Raw genomic sequence first — 18,482 nt, 5'->3', positions numbered from 1 at the left:
AGCAACAAAAATATGCATTCTCATCCCCCAGCAAAAGTGCAAGATCGAGCTACCGTCACGACTCATCCGAGTGGTGATAAGCGTTTTAAGCTTCTAGATGTCACGATTAAGCGACATCAGGCTCGACAAGATGCACTGATCGAGATCTTACACAAAGCACAGGAGCTTTTCGGTTATCTGGAAGATGACGTTCTGCTGTACGTTAGTCGCAGCTTGAAATTGCCTCCCAGTCGCGTTTATGGGGTGGCAACTTTCTATCACTTGTTTTCTCTTGCACCCCAAGGAGTTCACACTTGTACGGTTTGTACTGGAACTGCTTGTTATGTTAAGGGTGCAGCACAAATCTTGGCAGCAGTCGAGCAGAACGTTAAGATTCGTGCTGGTGAGACGACGGCAGATAAACAACTTTCTTTACTGACAGCCCGTTGTCTGGGTGCGTGTGGTATCGCTCCTGCGGTTGTATTTGACGGGACTGTATGCGGACATCAAACGGCAGAGTCAACTTGCGATCGCCTGAAAGAATGGCTGGAAGGCAGGTAGATTTCGCGCCAGCCGAGCGCATCCTCACAAGTTTCTCATACTTCTTTTCTAACTTCAGAGTGGAGTCGAAATCGGTCGTGGCGAGGAGGCAGCTAAAAAATGGATTTAACCCAATTACAGGAGATTGCCCAACACGAACGCGCCGCTCAAAAACCGATACAGATTCGTTGTTGCGTAGCTGCGGGGTGTCTATCTGCTGATTCCCTAGCTGTGAAACAAAGGCTTGAACGAGTAGTGGCAGAGACGGGTTTAGGGGATAAAGTGCAGGTTTGTGGTGTTGGTTGTATGCGCTTGTGCAGTCAAGGACCGTTAGTACAGGTCGCAGAAAGCACGCTTTACGAAAAAGTCACTCCTAAAGATGCACCCGCGATCGTTGCCACGATAGATACAGATGGAGAGATGTTTCATGAAACGTCTCTACATGAAACGTCTCTACAACGTGGCGATTTGACCCAGCCGTTTTTTACTCAACAAATGCCAATTGTTTTAGAAAATAGCGGTAAGGTCGATCCAGAACGGATTGAATCTTATATTGCGGCAGAAGGATATCGGGGACTCTACCACGTTTTGCACGAGATGCAGCCGAACGAGGTGGTAGAGGCGATCGCCCAAAGTGGTTTGCGGGGACGTGGTGGTGCTGGTTATCCCACGGGTTTGAAATGGGCAACGGTAGCTAAGGCAAAGGGAGAACGCAAGTATGTTATCTGCAACGCTGATGAGGGCGATCCTGGCGCATTTATGGATCGCAGCGTCTTGGAAAGCGACCCGCATCGGGTGCTGGAAGGAATGGCGATCGCGGCGTATGCGATCGGGGCAAACCAAGGCTACATCTACGTTCGAGCTGAATATCCTACTGCCATTAGCCGCCTCCAAATTGCCATTCGTCAAGCCCAACGCCTCGGTTTGTTAGGCAGTCAAATCTTTGATTCACCTTTTGATTTCAAAATTGATATTCGCATTGGTGCGGGTGCTTATGTCTGTGGCGAAGAAACCGCATTAATGGCATCGATCGAAGGCAAGCGGGGTTTACCCAGTCCTCGCCCTCCTTATCCTGCTGAATCTGGTTTGTGGAAAAATCCGACTCTAATTAACAACGTCGAAACTTTTGCTAATATCGCGCCGATTATTCGTAAAGGTGCTGACTGGTTTGCCAGTATTGGTACAGCAAAAAGTAAAGGTACAAAGGTCTTCGCTTTAGCAGGCAAAATTCGCAATACGGGTTTGATTGAAGTCCCGATGGGAACGACTTTACAACAAATCGTCGAGCAAATGGGCGGCGGCGTACCCGGTGGCGGGGTGGCTAAAGCCGTGCAAACTGGTGGACCTTCAGGCGGGTGCATCCCAGCTTCAGCTTTTGATACGCCTGTAGACTACGAATCGCTGGCTCAACTTGGTTCGATGATGGGTTCTGGTGGCATGATTGTCATGGATGAATCGACCAACATGGTAGATGTTGCCCGCTTTTTTATGGAATTTTGCATGGATGAGTCTTGCGGTAAATGTATTCCTTGTCGTGTCGGGACTGTACAGTTACATCGTTTATTAACCAAGATTCGGCAAGGTGAGGCATCCTTAACCGATTTGGAACTGTTGGAAGAACTGTGTGACATGGTGAAAAATACCAGTTTGTGCGGTCTGGGTCAATCTGCACCTAATCCAGTACTTAGCACTTTGCGTTATTTCCGAGATGAGTATTTGACTTTGGTTGATGGCAGCGCCAGTAGATACTGCGATTTAAAGGCAAGGTAGAACAATAGCAATGGCAGTCAAAACTTTAACAATTAACGACCAACTCATCAGCGCCCTTGAGGAGCAAACCATATTGGAGGCAGCAAGGGATGCGGGAATTCATATTCCGACACTTTGCTATTTAGAAGGAGTTTCAGAGGTTGGTGCTTGTCGGCTTTGCTTGGTAGAAATTGCTGGCAGTCATAAACTGCAACCCGCTTGTGTAGCGAAAGTTGCGGAGGGGATGGAAGTGAAAACTCATACCCCAAGGTTGCAGAATTATCGTCGCACGATTGTCGAAATGTTGTTTGCAGAAGGCAATCATATTTGCTCGGTTTGCGTGGCGAATGGTAACTGTGAATTGCAAGACTTGGCGATTGAAATGGGTATGGAACACGTTCGGTTAGAATATCATTTTCCCGATCGCCAAGTTGATGTGTCTCACGATCGCTATGGCATCGACCATAACCGTTGCGTTCTCTGCACTCGTTGTATTCGAGTCTGCGATGAAATCGAAGGGGCGCATACTTGGGATATGGCAGGTAGAGGCACAAACTCGCACGTCATTACCGATTTGAGTCAACCTTGGGGAACGTCACAAACTTGTACTTCCTGCGGTAAGTGTGTGAATGCGTGTCCCACAGGGGCGCTTTTCTACCAAGGTTCGAGTGTAGGGGAAATGAAACGCGATCGCGCCAAATTGGAATTTCTGGTGACAGCACGGGAGAAACAGCAGTGGCAGATTTAGCGGGGGTGATTCTTGTCAAGGTTCAAGCCAGTTCTCTTGTTGCAAGCCTGAAATATTGATAAAGTGGCGCGTGTTATCGGTTACAAGAATATCTTGTCGAAAACGGGCGATCGCAGCAATTATTGCGTCTATTTCTCCTGTTGGTCTGCCAATTTTTCTTAACTCAGCTTGAATCTTGCCAAATTCTTCAGCTGCACTCCGGTCAAACTCAATAACTGGCATCAAGTTCAGAAATTGCTCTAGTATAGTTAAGTTTTGCTGTACCCGTTGAGAACAGCAGACTCCTTTATACAATTCAGCTACTACAATTGTGGGAAGATAGCAAAGACTTGCTTTGGCATTAAATTGTTTGATAGCAAAAATATTTTGTTTGAGTAAAGCTACACAAATATTTGTATCTAACAAATACACAAATTTTTTCCTTACTCATCAAGGGTTTCTATTGCTCTACCCCGCTCGGCATGACGCTGTGTGTCAATCTCAGAAAATATCGTATCGAGATCGGGTTGATTTTTCCATGCTCCAAATATTTGGTTGAGTCTAGTTAGTCTTTCCTGTTCGCTTAAAGGCTGCTCGATCTCAACTTCCATGTGAACTTCTGTGCCATCAGGAATGTTTATCTCTTCTAATAATTCAATGTTTTTACCACGCTTTGTACCTTTAACTTTCATCGCGAGCTGTTCCAGATATTAACAACGAGTTATACCCCCACTATACCTAAGTGTTAGAGTGGAGTATTCCGGTTGCCAGGAAGGCAAGAAGGAGAGTTAGCAGCCGTTTTGAAAAGACTCACATGGCGATTGGGTGCAGTTGAAGCAAAGGTGCGATCGCGCCTTCAACAGCTATCCAGTACCCAGTGAGAAGAATTAGCAAATTTAACTTTTATAGTTGTAAATTTAATTTTGGCAATTCGCGATCGCCCTACCTTCAATCAAATTCAAGTTACCGTACTTTTACTTAAATTTGAAAGATTATAAAAACTAATATCCTCGTATTCCTGCTGTGGTTGTTAATAATTTAACTTGATAAAACTGTAAGGGAATAATCTAACTATAACAATGGCGTTTATTGCCACTTGTTATAAATTGATTGTTTCTATGTTTATGGTCAAAATATGCGATTTATGTAAATTTCACTTTTAATTGAGAACGATAATTGAGTTTTATTCCTAAATTTTATCTCTCATAGCAGCATTTTCAAAGAACTAGTAGGGAAGCAAGAATGTCAACTCGCAAGCGCCACAGAGCTAAACAGAATATATTTAGACAAATCTGGAAGCTAACTAGTGCCATTCCCAAATGGTTAATTAGTTGGTTTCTACGTACTTTATTAGTAATTGGTAGAAAACCTCGCTTTGCTAAATCTGGCTTTGTATTACCTACTACAGCATTATTATTAATAATTCTTGCTTTAGTAGTTGGCAGTTTAATATTTCGCAGTTTTAGCCGGACAAATCAAGTTCTAGCTGCACGCGAACAAAAAGTAATTTACAACGCTGCTACGCCTGCTATTGACCGAGCTAAAGCAAAATTGGAGTACCTCTTCAAGCAGGACGATCGCTTGCCTGGTGGAGTACCCTCAAGTGCTGTGCTGTCCAGCATGATGCTTAATGATGGTCTTAATGGTGTGGCTGCGAATTCTACTAAACACCCATATACATTTCCTGATGAGAAACGCCTTGACATAGATAACGATGACAAGCTGGATAATGTTTGGGCTTTTCCGGTTGATAGCAGTGGAAACAAAATCGGAGACACCACAACTGTTTACTCTATTCTGTCAGCAACTGAAAGTGGCACGGGAACTAGTGCTGTAACTATTGACAAAAGTACAGATGCACAAAAAGCTGCTACACTTGTTGTCCGCAATGCTCCACTTAGCAGCTTTCAAAATAGCTTATCTGGCTGTAAGACAGATAGTAGAACGCCCGAAAATGGTTGGTATCAACTCAACAGTGCTACTTTGCGTAAAAATTTTCAGGTTGATGCCTTTGTCATTAATAACAATACATCAGCTAAAACTGTTACTACTCTTGAGCTACAACAAGATAGACAAGTTGATAAGGGTAACAAATGGGGAGTTTGGTTCCGTAACGATTTAGAAATTTTTCCTTATCCCACCTTTAATTTTAATGGAGCTATGCATACAGAGGGCAACCTCATTGTTGGCGGAGATGACAAAAAAGTTACTGGTTACATGATCAGTTCCCATAACTCTTGCTTATATAATCAGGATGCTTCTAAAATTACTGTTGCTAAACAAGCAAACTTTCAGGGAGAAATTATCTCTGGGAATGTAAAAGATGACCAGTTTAAGAACGAATCGTATTTTCATTTATTTAATGGCTTGGGTAATGCACCAACCCGCAATGAAAACATTAATAAGCTAAACAAAGATACAGACTCCATAACACCTAATGATGATAATCTAGTTTCAAAAATCGCCCTCGATCCAGTAGCTCTTTTCACTAGAAATGAATCTAAACATCGAGACAGTAGCGGATGGTCAAGAGATGGCGATTGGGAAAATAGGGAATTAGTCAAGAGACGGCGTATTTTCAATGACATATCGCCTCAACCCTATGTTGATGATACTTATCGAGCTGATAACCGCTATGGACCAAAACCTAAATATAGCGAGTTATTAGAAATACCAAGTGGAAAAAAAGTCGGAGACGAAATCACTAGTGTAACAGAACTTACGGAAAACGCTCCCCCAGTGGTTCAGATAAATTTGGATTTGACGGTTACTGGGAACGCAGAGCGCGTGCAAATGGTTTGCGCCTCATAGTAGGAGAGAGGCTAGATTTGGGTAATACTTATGGCTGGGAAGGGACAAACGATCCTCTTTATCCTTCCTCTAGTACAGCGATTACTCATGAAACTCGTCAGCGGAGAACATTACGAGACAACTTAGCGGCAGTTCAAGCAACAGCTATTTATCATCATGAAAAGGGTAATAGTGGCTATTTCCCTGCTGCTTGTTTGGCAACAACAGTCCATCCAGGAACTGCTACAACTCTGACACGAAGTAAAAATTTTCAAATAAGGGATTTCTTTATAGGAAGGGGAACTAACGGGTGGGAGTATGCGCCACCCACTGCGAGTGAGACTGACTTTGCCAGTGCCATTGCAAGTACTCAACCTTTGGGCAAGGTACTGAGGAATTTGGCATATTTTGCCGGAGATCCTGATGGCGCTTTTCCGCCTAAGCAAGAAACGTCAGGCTCAACTGTGCATCCTTATCCTTACTTGACTATGTGGGGAAACTTCTCTAACTTGCGGCGAGTTGTAAGCAAGCTCGATGCTGGCACAGCATACGCAGATCTGAGCATTGCAGACAAAACCTATCTTCAGACTGCTGGCTGTACTACGGGGATGCTAGCTGGCAACATCAGCAATGCTGAGACTGCAAAAAATAATTTAGTATCGTCGAACAGTGCTGTTAATTTGGGCGAACATATCTGGCAGGTATTTGCGGGTTTAGGTGGTAATCCAGATCTAACCGGAACCTTCTGTGATGCTAGTGGCAATTGCAAAACTCCGCCAATTGAAGTTTTGTTAGCAGGACTTGATGCCGCAGATCGTGCGGATGCTGTGAGTTTTAATACAGCACGGCAAATAGAACGAGACCGAAAGTATGGTTTTCTACTATCCCCAGCTTCCAGTACTCCGTTCTCGTTTACGCATGGAGGTAAAGATTACAAATTCAATTTTTCTCCAGAGTGTAATCCAAGTGACACTTCTTATGTTTATGGATCTCTGAAGTGGGGAGGTGGCAAAGGTCTAGATCCAAAAAAAGCTGGTCTGTCAATGCTGTGCGAGTTACAGGTCAAGTACCCTTCCCTTTATTATCTTTTCCCAGTCGTTGACCACGACCACGATGGTAACAACGACACAGCTACTGGAGGTATTGACCACAGGCAGCCTACCTCTGAAAAATATATAGATGACGCTTATATCAAAGGTACTAGTGTTAACGGTAGCTATACCTACAAAGCACTTAGTAACACAGATATTGCAAATATGGCGATCGCACCTAAAACTACAACTTGGGTGTTACCAAAAACTACTACAGCACCTACAGCACCTAATGTAGGAAATCAGGTAACTGATCCAGATGGTAACACGGTATATGTTCCTTTCCTCGACACTGCTCTCTCCAATGGTCGGGAAATGATGAGCGTACGGGTTCTTAACGTTGATTTGGATTTGCTGCGTAGCAATAAAGTTGTAAACGATACTTGGCTACCTGTTAAGGATGGGATTGTCTACGCTTTTCGTGAAGATGCAGTAAGAGAGGACAGTATTGCTAGACCAGCATCTAAAGATTGGTCTACCTATAAAGACGATCCCACTAATGCTGACTACCGCATGAAAGCCAACACTCCCCAAGATCCTCCTGTTAATGCTGACAATGGTATTAGCCCCAAACCCGTTGACTACTATCCTGACCCAGACCGCCGCCCTTATGGTTTCCGCTTGAGAAATGGACGCAATTTGAAACGTAATGCTACAGGTATTTCAGCTAGTGACAACATTAACGGTTTGACCTTCGTTTCAGATAATCCTGTCTACGTTCAGGGAGATTTCAATCTGCACAGTACTGATGGTACGATTAGCAATTTACTTGAAGAATTTACTGAAAAACTTGGAAGCGATTGGACGACGAATCCTAACTTTTATACTGGGCGCTCAACCGTTGATTCAAAATTTGCCGATGCCACACAAGATACTTGGCGAGCTACAGAAATTCTTGCTGACGCAATCACCATTCTTTCCAATAATTTCATTGATGGCAGCATAGAGGATGCTTTTACTAAAGCGATAGAACCAGGACTTAACACGACAAATACATCTTACCAAAATCAAAACCGTCCTAATTACGACACTACTAAGCTTACTAATTTAAAATATTGGATTCGAGAGGAGCCTTATAAACCAACAACAGTTTCTACCCTAGGTGAATCTCCAGTCAAATTAAATAGAGATGGCTACCCGCTCTATTGCAAAGTTGATACCATTCCTTGTCCAACAAGCAATTTGGAAGCTTACGATGGAACTCCAACCACGGAAACTTTTCGTGCATTCTCAAGCACAGACAGAAAAAAAGAATTGGTAAAGGCAGCAGAAACTAGAGTCAATTCTATTTTGATTAGCGGTCTTGTTCCTTCACAAGCAAAACAGTCTTACGGAGGACTCCACAACTTCCCAAGATTCCTTGAGTATTGGAGAACCGAGATTGATGCAGGAACTTTTATTCCTCTACATATTTCTGGCTCTTTTCTTCAGTTGAACTTTAGTACCTCAGCTACTGGACCTTTTGACCAAGACGCTTGGGAACCAAATTCAACACCTAGTAGTGATGAACATATGCGATACTACGAACCGCCTGCTCGTCGCTGGGGATATGATGTAGGACTACAATACGCACCAGCAGGAGCTGCGGCGCGACGATTTGTGACTCTTAACAATACCCGTAGCGAGTTCTACCGAGAGTTACCTGTAGACGACCCCTACATTAAGAACTTGCGCTGTACCAAGCTAGGGACACAGCAAATCGACTCCAGTGCTAGCTGCTCGTAATACTTATTTAAGGGAGGGAAGATAAAGTGATATCTGCTGAAAGGCGCAAATATACAAAGCGGATAAATAGCGATCGCAATATATCGATGCAAGCAATGTTTTGCCAAAGCAAGCAATCGCCTCAAAATGGATTAACCATATTGGAGTGCTTAGTAGCAATCTTAGTAGTTAGTATAGTTCTCGCGGCGATGGCTCCACCGATTCTTTTGGCGGCGGCTACTCGTTTACGAAATCAACGGGTAGAACAAGCTATGCAGTTAGCCCAAGCTGAGATTGACAGAACTCGGTTAATAGTAGAACGAGGGAATTACACAAATTCAGATTTACCTTTGCAAAGTGACAGTACAAGTGGTATTACTGCAACCTCTGTTCCAACTAGCTGTGTCACTAATAGATCTGATATAGATCAAATAACTAAAGGATTAGCTATAGATGTAAATAAAGATGGTACGAACGACTTTGTAGTTCAATCCTTCCGAGATGAAGGGAAAACTGCCAACAGTAAGCTTATTAATTTCCAAATGAGTGTTAGGGTGTATAGCTTTCGAGCCTTTCAAAACTGCTCGACTGCGCCAACACCAGCTTTAAATAATACTCCTGCTTCCTTAACTTTAACAACAGGAGAGCAGAGTATTAGTCCTCTTTCTGTCCTTAATGTCCAGATTGCTAGAGGCGACTTAAAAGAGTCTTTTGAAAAGTATAAAGAGGCACTAACTTTATCTCCTTAGTTAATAGTATTTTGCCAATTTATTTTTTGAGTATTATTACTTAAGCTAGTACTGTATTTTGCTTAACTAGTGTTGCAGAACAATCAATGAGTTTACATTCTTTTGAGTTCTTAATCAATTCTTTTCAACTCAATCTTAAAAAGTCTAAAACTTCAGGTTTCACCCTGACAGAACTTTTGGTATCTCTTATCATGGCTGGAATTATTATCTCAAGTACTCTATCTCTAGTCATTAATCTTTTAGATACAGATAGGCAAGAATCTGCTAGTAATGCCACTCAATCAGAAATGCAAATGGCATTGAATTACATTGCCTCTGATTTAAAAGAAGCAGTCTATGTGTATGATGATGCTGCAAAAATTAAAGATTACATACCTAACTTTGATACATCTATAAAGCCAATTCTAGCTTTTTGGAAACCAGAAGCTATCGATCCAGACGGTAGTGCAAGCTTAAAGCCTCCTGCTGATTGTACGGGGTTTACAGATAATACTACAACCAAGGTTTTCAAAAAAACTGAGTGCGATATTCTTTTGCTTAGACGTAATACATATACTCTAGTCGTTTATCTACAAGCAAAAAATCCAGCTAACGATGATAAGTGGAAAGGTAAATCTAGAATTATACGTTATCAGTTACGTAAATATAGTGATATGGCTAATTTAACCAAATCCACAGGGTATATAGATCCTGTGCAAGATAAAACTAATTTCAAGATTTGGCCCAAAGATTCAGCAGACAATAATCTTCAGGGTACTACTCGACCTGCCGTAGATACAAATGATGTTTTAGTTGACTTTGTTGACGATCCTGATAATGGAAATATTCCTGACTGTCCAGATAATACTAAGTACAACTGTTATGGGACTACACCGAATCCTCCAAGTAAAAGCTTTTTTACTTATGTGAGAAAGGAGGAGAATCAATTTGGATTTAATCAAGATACATTTATTTTCTTAAGAGGAAATCCTGTAGGCAGACCGGGAATTTTTAGTAATAATCAATTTTTACCTACTCTACAAACCCAAGTTTTAGTTAATGGAGTGATTGATAAAGTGCCTAATCAATAACTTTTGAATTTTATTAAAAAATAGTATTAAACAATAAGAATGAACAGAAAAATATCTTGTGTCAGCCAATCAATAGTAGGTTTTACACTAATAGAAACGCTTCTAGTTACCGTCATAATTGGAATTTTAGCAGCAATTATGGTTCCAAGTTGGGTGGCATTTATTAATACTCGTCAACTCAATGCTGCCCAAGAAAAATTGTATCTCGCTTTGCGCGAAGCTCAAAACAATGCTAAACGGGATAAAGTGACTTGGCAAGTTAGCTTTCGCGAGAATAATAGTACTGTACAGTGGGCTGTTCACCCAGCAAGTGCTACTGTTGCTTCACTAAGTTGGCAAAAATTAGAGCCAGTAATTCGCATAGTCGATACAGATATTAACGCTAGCGATCCTAATGGAACAAGATTTGATTATGACAGTACTAACAATTTATGGAAGATGCAATTTGGTTATAAAGGTAATACTCATGGTCAGATAGGACGGATCACACTAGCAACTCGTAACGGAGGTCAAGCAAAGCGTTGTGTCTTTGTTTCTACCCTTCTAGGAGCTATGAGGATTGCTCAAGATGGAGACTGCGTGAATTAATCTAAGCTTATACTGCCAAGTACTTAGATAAAGAATACATTTACCTTAGGGGTAGGCATTGCCTACCCTTTATTTCTAATTAGTTTAATGAAACTCATCTATCGTAGCAATCCTACTTTTAGCAGGTCAACGCGATCGCCTCTTCCTCAGCATTTATTTATACTCAACCGCTTTCCCTACAACTTAAAACAAAGTTAACCCGTGCGTAACACTCGCCCCAAACAACATGTAGCGCGATAGAATAACTTTGCAGGCTAGCAGGGGAGAACGCTTTTAGGCGTTCCATCTACTTAAACCTAAGTAGATACCCTTAAAGTGAGAAAGCAGCAATGTTAAAACGTATACTAAAAAATATCGCGCGATCGCTGACTCGCAAACAAAGGCGACGACGGTTAAAACCTCTATATCTCAAAAAACGCCGCCGTCCGGCTGAGGCTGGCTTTATTTTACCAACTGTCGCCGTGGTATCGATGGTGGTGGTACTAATGACCGCAGCGATGACGATTCGGTCTTTCGATCGCGCCCGTAATGCGAGTAATGTTAGAGTCAGTCAGGCAGCAGCAGAAGCAGCCGCACCCGCGATCGCCCGTGCTAAAGTTAAAATTGAGGCTTTACTGAGAGATCCTGCCCTACCCAGCCGCACGCCTTCCACTCAATCTCTCTACAACGCAATTAAATACAACTCTAAATTTACTTTTGGCGATGAGACGCGCCTGAAACTAGGCTTTGATATTAATCAAGATAATGCCATAACCGCAGACAACGCCGATATCAAAAATGACGAAACTTTAACAACTGCTTGGCGTTTCCCCATCGATACCAATAATAATGGTAAATTTGATACATATACACTTTATGGAATTTACTTCCGCAGTCCTAGCATTGAAGCAGGTGATTTTAACCGCGAACGCAATCCTCTCGAAGCCAGAACCCCACCTGTAAATATCCCAATTGCTAACAGTCGTTGTGCTGATATTTTAAATGCAGATACAGAAATATTAGACAATGGTTGGTATCAATCTAGTAATAAATTAAATAAAAGTTTTTTTGTCTACACTGCCAGCATACCCATTACAGATAGTACCGATTTAGGCGATCGCTTTGAAACTTTAGGGGTAATACCAGCTTTTATGCTCTAGAGTATCAACAAGACCGCAGCTTGATTCCGCTGAATCAATATGCAGTATGGTTCAACGACGATTTAGAATTGTCACCCAGTAATGATTTTCGCATTAATGGCAGAATTCATACTAATGGAAACTTACTAGTAGGTGGACGCAACAACGCCACAGTTAGATTTTATCAAGTCGATAGTCAAGAATCCTGTTTCTATCAACCAGAAAACGGCAAAATTACTGTTGGGGGTAATGTTGGTAATGGTAGCGTTACCGATACAAGCGATCGCAATGTCGTGACTGTCGATTTATATAGTAACAATCCAAGCAATAACACCGCTCAAATTGGCAGTAATAATAAATCTACAGAGGAAACGGGCGGAGAAGAAATTGCCTATTCTGATGATGCGTTTAACCAACGTATTGCCTTGATGAAACAAGCAGCATTAGAATTTTGTATCGAAGCTGGACGAGATTGTTCTGAATTAGAACCACCGGAAATTAAGACAGTTCTAGCGATTAACAGATATCCTGACGAGGTGAAAAATCGCTTCAGCCAACGCTTGCAGGAAAATCCTAGTTTAAATACATATATTGTCCTCTCAGAAGAATTAGAAAGATATCTGCGTCATCGCACTCGGCGCGTCCCTTATGCAGAAGTTTTAGAATTAAATAACGATATTTTAGACGATTACACCCAAGACAATATTTTTGCCAATTTAAATATAATCGAACCGCCTGCCGAATGGCGAGAACCAACAGATAATAATACTAGATTGTTACTCAGAACGCGCCAATTAGAAGCAACATCTCCCGAACAACAGCTAGATGGAATTGAAAGATATTTAGGCGATCGCATTCGTGTAGGAAATAACTTACCTGCATATTGGAAAGATGGCAATAACTATGTTACAGCACCCCGCGACCGACAATTAATTGCTGGTATAAACTGGACGACTCCTAACGATAAGCCGCGCTATCGTAGCACCCAAGTACAGCCATTCGATCCTAGCGAAATTGCAGAACGCGGTGGATTTTGGGAACGACAAACCGCCACAAATACCGGAGGGTTACGGATTATTACAGGTACGGGAATTTATCGCGATCGCAAAGATAATAACTCTCGCATTCCAGCTTTACAAGTCGATTCTTTTTTACCCGATCTATCAAACCGTAAACTTGACTCTGGAGCAGATCTTCCTACTCCTGATAATCGGTTAAGAATTGCAGGTCAACCTATAGATAAATATACCCTGGTTTGGTCTGACATGATGCCGATGACAGGTGGTGACGAACAGATAAAAGATCCAAAGCAAGCAAATCCTCCCAATCTGCGAATGCGTGCGACAGCAGTTTATCACTATACTCAGAGTACGGGTGTTGACCAAATACCAATTGCTTGTGTTAGCAGTTATTACGATCCTACAGATGAAACTACAGCCAAAAATGGCAAGTTTGGCACTAATAACGGTTATCCCTGGGGCGCAGGTGGTAATGTTTTGCCTTACAATAACGACCTTAATGGTAGGTCAAATAATGGCATAGTTTATGAAGCTCCTTATACTAACAATAACGATAGAATTAGAGAAATTGGGATTTACTTACCAGAACTAAGATCGCAAGCAAAGATGATGTTTCCCAACGGACGCATTGTCAATCAACCCTTACAAAATGCTCTCAAAAAGTTAACTGCAAACGTTACGCTGGAAGACCCCGAGAAACCGCTGAGTATATCAGATAACGCCGCGCTTGATACAGCGATTTGTGCTTTAAAAATCTTAGACGGAACGATTATACCAGTCAATAATAATCCAATTATTCCCCACGGAGCAATTCAAGAAGCTTCCTTCTTAGATAGTAGAGAAATTAAAGCAATTAGCCGCGATGAAGACGATCCTTCAAGTTCTACACTCAACAGCGATCGCAATCCCCGCTACGACTTAGATCTAGAACAGCGTCAACCATTAGAAATAAGGGTGACAGACATCAATCTGAGTACGGGAGAAATTCAAGAAACATATAGCGATCCAGAGAAAGAAAAAGTCGTAGGAATTACTCGCAGAAAAATAAATCCAAGTCGGATCGACAGCGATTATCTATTACCAAATAGTGGAATACTTTACGCCAGTCGTGACGATGCCTTACGCGATGATTCATCGGCAATTAATTCTATTTCTAATAGCACTGGTAGCTCAATTATAGTACAAAGTTCAACCGATACATCTGCGACCGCGCGACATGAGAGTCAGTTGCTTAGTCCTACAGATTTTAAACTCGATCCTACCCGTCGCCCTAATGGGATTCGTTTAATTAATGGGAGTGACTTATCGCGCGATATTGATAATAGATATCGCCCGGAAGAGAAGGGATTGATTTTAGTTTCCAATCTCCCTGTATATATCAAAGGTGATTTTAACCTACATCAAACCCCATTAGGTAACAAATTAGAAGAGTTTCAAGAAACATTAGATTGGTCTAATTGGAGCAATTTTTATACTCGGAGATTAGGAAATCTCAATCCAAATTTTGCCTGTCGCCCTGGAAAAGCAGGATGTCCCGATCGCGATGGCGATACGTGGCGATCTTCTACTATTATTGCTGATACTGTAACACTGCTATCCAATTCTTTCAGAGATGGTTTCCGCAGTGAGGGAGACTACGATCTCAACAATAATACAGCACTCCCCATCTCTCAACAAACTACGCCAGATAATCCTCAGCAGGCTACGACAGAACGCGAAAAGGTGTCTCAAAACCGGAAGAATAATGGCTTTTGGGACAACAGCTTTGTCACTAGTTCTGACTGGTGGGATACAAATAGTAGCGGTAATCCATATCCTAATCAGAAAAATTCCGACGAGAGTTATGTAGGTTCCTATTTAACGAACGGAGTCACACCCATACAGCGACGCACAAACTTTCCTGAATACGTCATGGAAATTTGTCGAAAAATACCTGTTGAAACCTGTGCAGATGGTGATTGGAAGATTGGGTATGACCAAGATGGTGACAGAAAATTGAATAATAACGAAATCAATAGTGCTATAAATCTAAGTAGTCCACCAAATGGAGGATACAAACCCGATCGACTTGGGGCTGGTACTACTGCTTCACCTGCATTACAACCAGAAGATAGACGCTATCCTCGGCGAGTGGCTTTTCAGCGAAACGATAACTTAAATAATCAAAACCAAAATCAAAACAGGAACCAGAATAATCGCCAAAATAATTTAAATAACCAACAAAACAACCAGCAGAATAGTTTAAACGATCGACAAAATAATCAACAAAATAATTCAAACAACCAACAAAGTAATCCAGGTATCCAACAGAATAATCGCCAAAATAATTCGAACAACCAACAAAGTAATCTAGGCGACCAACAGAATAATCAACAAATTAATTCCAACAATCAACAGAGTAATCCAGGTAACCAACAGAACAACCAACAGAGCGATCGACAAAACAACCAACAACAAAATAATCAACAACAACAAAATAACCAAATCAATGCTAATCAACTAACTCCTTTAGGAATAGATTCTCAAGGAAATGTAAAACAGTTTCGCTATGTTGATGAAAATAATAACGGTAAACCAGATGGATTGCCTCGGCAAGTATCTAATGCATTATGGTTTAAAACAACATCTAATTCTGTCGATCCAACTCAAGGCGAATCGTATAGTCCAAATAATCTGCTGTTTATTAAAGAAATCTCTAATGGTAAGCCGCTATTAGTACCAGTTTTACAAATTCACAGTCCCGATGGTTCTCCCAGTGAAAACCTGGATCGAGGAAACCCAAATCGTTACGCTACCAACTGGTTGCAAGCAGCTGAAGAAGATACAACTTTTAATGCTGTATTTATGGCTGGTAATAGTCCCAGTCGTCCTCAAGAAGAGTCGGCAGGATTGCCTAACTTCGTCCGTTTTCTAGAAAACTGGGAAAACAGAATCGTCAAAATCGACGGTAATTTTATTCAAATGCGGCGGAGTACCTACGCTACAGCACCATTTATGCCGATCCGTCGCGACACGGCTACTGAGTTGGCTACAGCAACCGATAACCTTAGTTGGTTTGACTACGCCATTAATAAATATCCCACTGGTGGCGCTAATAACGATTTACCGACAGGAACGCCACCATATTACAGCGAACCAGAACGACACTGGCAGTTTGATGTTGCCTTACTATCCCAATCTTCAGACTTATTTGCCCAAGAGTTTACAACTCCATCGACAAGCCAGCCTAGCGAACTCCTCAGAGAAGTCAGTCGAGACGATCCTTGGGTACAAACTTTGTTGTGTGCAGCCATAGCCAGCGATCGCACTGGTAAAGTTACAGCTACCTACACTCAATATGCGGTTTCAGATAAAACTCAGCGTCCGGCAACTTGTCAAAACGATACACCCGATTATCCGGCAAACTTGAATTAGAGGACAAGGGGGACAAGGGGGACAAGGGAGATGAATAAGAAAAGACGAGTTAGTGCAAAAGTCAAAAGTCAAAACTTAAAAGTCAAAAGTCGTTTGCAATTCCCGACTCCCGACTCTAGTACGGGCGCACATCTGTGCGCCCCTACGACTCCCGCTTCATCAGGCTTCACTATCCTAGAGGCTTTAATCGCGATCGCAATTCTATCAATATTGATGACCGCGATCGCGCCTGTGTTTGTCCTTGCTGTTGGTAATCGGCTGCAAGCAAGGCGAATAGAATTAGCAACTCAAGCAACAAAAACCTATATTGCTGGAGTTAAGGCGGGAACGATTGCACCACCACAGCATATAGTTGTCTTAAATGAAGTCGATAGTAACAAAAATTTTAATTCTCAACGCGAACAATTTGTTGCTACAGCTCCTCCTTCTACTTCTGGTGGTTTGCGTTGTACGAATGTTACAGTTGGTAATTCTTATTGCTGGAATAATACGACATCAAGTTTATATTGTTTCGATTTAGATGGTGGCGGTTGTAGTAGCGATAGCGGACAAGATTTGGTGATTCAGGCTTTTCGCAGCGCCAGTTCTGAGGATCGATCTATGGATAAAGCTTATATATTGGGGCTTCGGGTTTATCGTGCTGCTGGTTTTAGCGATCTGTCACCGCTGGTTGCTAGCGATCCTAATACTCAAAGAACGCAGTTGACTTTTTCGGGAGGGTTGGGTAATTTCAAAACACCATTGGTTGAAATAGCTACAGAAGTTGCTGCAAATGAGTCGAGTATAAATGATTTTTGCGATCGCCTTGGGTGTGAGTGAGCCAAAGGTCAAAAGTCAAAAGTCAAAAGTCAAAAGTCAAAAGTTTAAATATCTGTTTTTTGATTTGCTATATTTTTATTGATAATAAGGTTAAAAATTTTTATGAGTCATGATTTTTTTGATTTTTGTCGCGCAAAGACGCAGAGGCGCAAAGAAAGGAAAGAAAAGAGAAGAAGATTGGGTTGTAATGGTTTTACTTTGATTGAGTTGTTGGTGTCGATTGTTATTTCTTCGATTGTTTTGAGTTCGCTGTTGTCTTTTATGACGAATATGTTGACTTCTGAGCGAAGAGAACAGGCGAAGTCTAGTAGCGAACAAGAAATACAGTTGGCACTCGATTATATTTCTAGGGATTTACAGGAAGCTATTTATATTTATGATGCTGATGGCGTGCAGGCGATCGCCGACCAATTGCCTCATGCTAGAGAAGCAGATAAAGTTCCCGTACTTGTGTTTTGGAAGCCTACTTTTTTAGCTCAAGATCGTCCTGTTATTACGATAGATGGAACTACAACTACTGTTGGATGCTTGACTAAGTTACCTAGAACTGATACCTGTAGTCAAAGAGATTATTTTGTTTATTCTTTAGTTATTTATTACTTAATTAAAGATAATAATCCTGCTTGGTCGGGAGCAGCCAGAATTGGAAGACTCGAAATACAAGATGGAATTAGAGATTCTCATAATTCGCGTAATTATCTGACAAATCCCGCTCCGGGTTTTCAATTATTCAATCTTTCTCAGGCGGGGAGTATTGAAGATAAAATGAATGCTTGGGAAAAGGCAGATACAGCTTACGATCTGCAAAAAAATCCGATTGAAGTATTAGTAGATTATGTCGATCCGAGTCCGAGCGATCGCACGCCAAAACCGTTAGATTGTCAAAATATTTCTTCTGATGCTCAACTCGTTCCTGCTAATACTCAACTTGCTAATCCTTTACAAATAAATAGTTTTTATGCCTGCGTGGATGCATCGCGCAATTTAGCTCAAGTTTATTTAAGAGGAAGTGCGTTGATGCGTTTGGAACAAAATGCTGTTTATAGTGACAGTCAGGCTAGCTATTTTCCTAGTTTAAATATACAAGTGAAAAGTCGCGGTACGACCAGCTCTAAATTTTAGCGG

Annotated in this window: 15 protein-coding genes; 13 read left to right on the top strand and 2 right to left on the bottom strand. The window is 41.6% G+C overall.

The features are described from left to right. Positions 1-12: 12 nt before the first annotated feature. The 3 genes from hoxE (at position 13) to hoxU (ending at position 3,016) form a co-directional block, all read left to right on the top strand. A complete protein-coding gene (gene hoxE, locus M5J74_RS06160) occupies positions 13-540 on the top strand; it encodes a bidirectional hydrogenase complex protein HoxE (RefSeq protein ID WP_015153235.1) in 528 nt (175 codons plus the stop codon). 99 nt (positions 541-639) lie between these two features. Then, positions 640-2,289, top strand: coding sequence for an NADH-quinone oxidoreductase subunit NuoF (gene nuoF / locus M5J74_RS06155; RefSeq protein ID WP_015153234.1), 1,650 nt, complete (start codon positions 640-642; stop codon positions 2,287-2,289). 10 nt (positions 2,290-2,299) lie between these two features. After that, positions 2,300-3,016, top strand: a complete 717-nt coding sequence (hoxU, locus tag M5J74_RS06150) for a bidirectional hydrogenase complex protein HoxU (protein ID WP_015153233.1) — start codon at positions 2,300-2,302, stop codon at positions 3,014-3,016. 15 nt (positions 3,017-3,031) lie between these two features. Here hoxU and M5J74_RS06145 read toward each other — a convergent pair whose 3' ends face one another. Further along, positions 3,032-3,427 (bottom strand): type II toxin-antitoxin system VapC family toxin, encoded by a 396-nt coding sequence (locus M5J74_RS06145; protein WP_250015947.1) that lies wholly within the window; start codon positions 3,425-3,427, stop codon positions 3,032-3,034. Positions 3,428-3,438: 11 nt separating this feature from the next. Further along, positions 3,439-3,687: a hypothetical protein gene (locus tag M5J74_RS06140; RefSeq protein ID WP_015153231.1), complete on the bottom strand. Its 249-nt coding sequence runs from the start codon at positions 3,685-3,687 to the stop codon at positions 3,439-3,441. 72 nt (positions 3,688-3,759) lie between these two features. Between M5J74_RS06140 and M5J74_RS06135 the strand changes: the two genes are divergently transcribed. The 10 genes from M5J74_RS06135 (at position 3,760) to hpsC (ending at position 18,479) form a co-directional block, all read left to right on the top strand. Next, positions 3,760-3,876 carry a DUF4351 domain-containing protein gene (locus tag M5J74_RS06135; RefSeq protein ID WP_127025167.1) on the top strand — a complete coding sequence of 39 codons (117 nt, stop codon included), beginning with the start codon at positions 3,760-3,762 and terminating at the stop codon, positions 3,874-3,876. Positions 3,877-4,237: 361 nt separating this feature from the next. After that, the gene (locus M5J74_RS06130) at positions 4,238-5,806 is read left to right on the top strand and encodes a hypothetical protein (RefSeq protein ID WP_250015945.1); all 1,569 of its coding nucleotides are present in this window, start codon (positions 4,238-4,240) and stop codon (positions 5,804-5,806) included. A 17-nt stretch (positions 5,807-5,823) separates the two neighbouring features. Continuing rightward, positions 5,824-8,601 (top strand): hypothetical protein, encoded by a 2,778-nt coding sequence (locus tag M5J74_RS06125; protein ID WP_250015943.1) that lies wholly within the window; start codon positions 5,824-5,826, stop codon positions 8,599-8,601. 26 nt (positions 8,602-8,627) lie between these two features. Beyond that, positions 8,628-9,329: a prepilin-type N-terminal cleavage/methylation domain-containing protein gene (locus M5J74_RS06120; protein ID WP_250015941.1), complete on the top strand. Its 702-nt coding sequence runs from the start codon at positions 8,628-8,630 to the stop codon at positions 9,327-9,329. Positions 9,330-9,415: 86 nt separating this feature from the next. Further along, on the top strand, positions 9,416-10,399 hold the full coding sequence (locus tag M5J74_RS06115) for a prepilin-type N-terminal cleavage/methylation domain-containing protein (protein WP_250015940.1): 984 nt from the start codon (positions 9,416-9,418) through the stop codon (positions 10,397-10,399). Between the two features lie 39 nt (positions 10,400-10,438). Then, entirely contained in the window at positions 10,439-10,987 is a 549-nt protein-coding gene (locus tag M5J74_RS06110; RefSeq protein WP_015153226.1) for a Tfp pilus assembly protein FimT/FimU, read from the top strand. Between the two features lie 329 nt (positions 10,988-11,316). Further along, on the top strand, positions 11,317-12,126 hold the full coding sequence (locus M5J74_RS06105) for a hypothetical protein (protein ID WP_250015938.1): 810 nt from the start codon (positions 11,317-11,319) through the stop codon (positions 12,124-12,126). A 20-nt stretch (positions 12,127-12,146) separates the two neighbouring features. Then, entirely contained in the window at positions 12,147-16,538 is a 4,392-nt protein-coding gene (hpsA, locus tag M5J74_RS06100; RefSeq protein ID WP_250015936.1) for a hormogonium polysaccharide biosynthesis protein HpsA, read from the top strand. A gap of 30 nt (positions 16,539-16,568) precedes the next feature. Beyond that, complete coding sequence (gene hpsB, locus M5J74_RS06095) at positions 16,569-17,357, top strand: hormogonium polysaccharide secretion pseudopilin HpsB (protein ID WP_250015934.1); 789 nt, start codon at positions 16,569-16,571, stop codon at positions 17,355-17,357. A 102-nt stretch (positions 17,358-17,459) separates the two neighbouring features. Next, on the top strand, positions 17,460-18,479 hold the full coding sequence (gene hpsC / locus M5J74_RS06090) for a hormogonium polysaccharide secretion pseudopilin HpsC (RefSeq protein ID WP_106166860.1): 1,020 nt from the start codon (positions 17,460-17,462) through the stop codon (positions 18,477-18,479). The last annotated feature ends 3 nt before the right edge of the window (positions 18,480-18,482 follow it).

Source organism: Chroococcidiopsis sp. CCNUC1 (genome assembly GCF_023546805.1).
Classification (GTDB): domain Bacteria; phylum Cyanobacteriota; class Cyanobacteriia; order Cyanobacteriales; family Chroococcidiopsidaceae; genus Chroococcidiopsis; species Chroococcidiopsis thermalis.
This window is presented reverse-complemented; position numbering and strand designations above follow the sequence as displayed.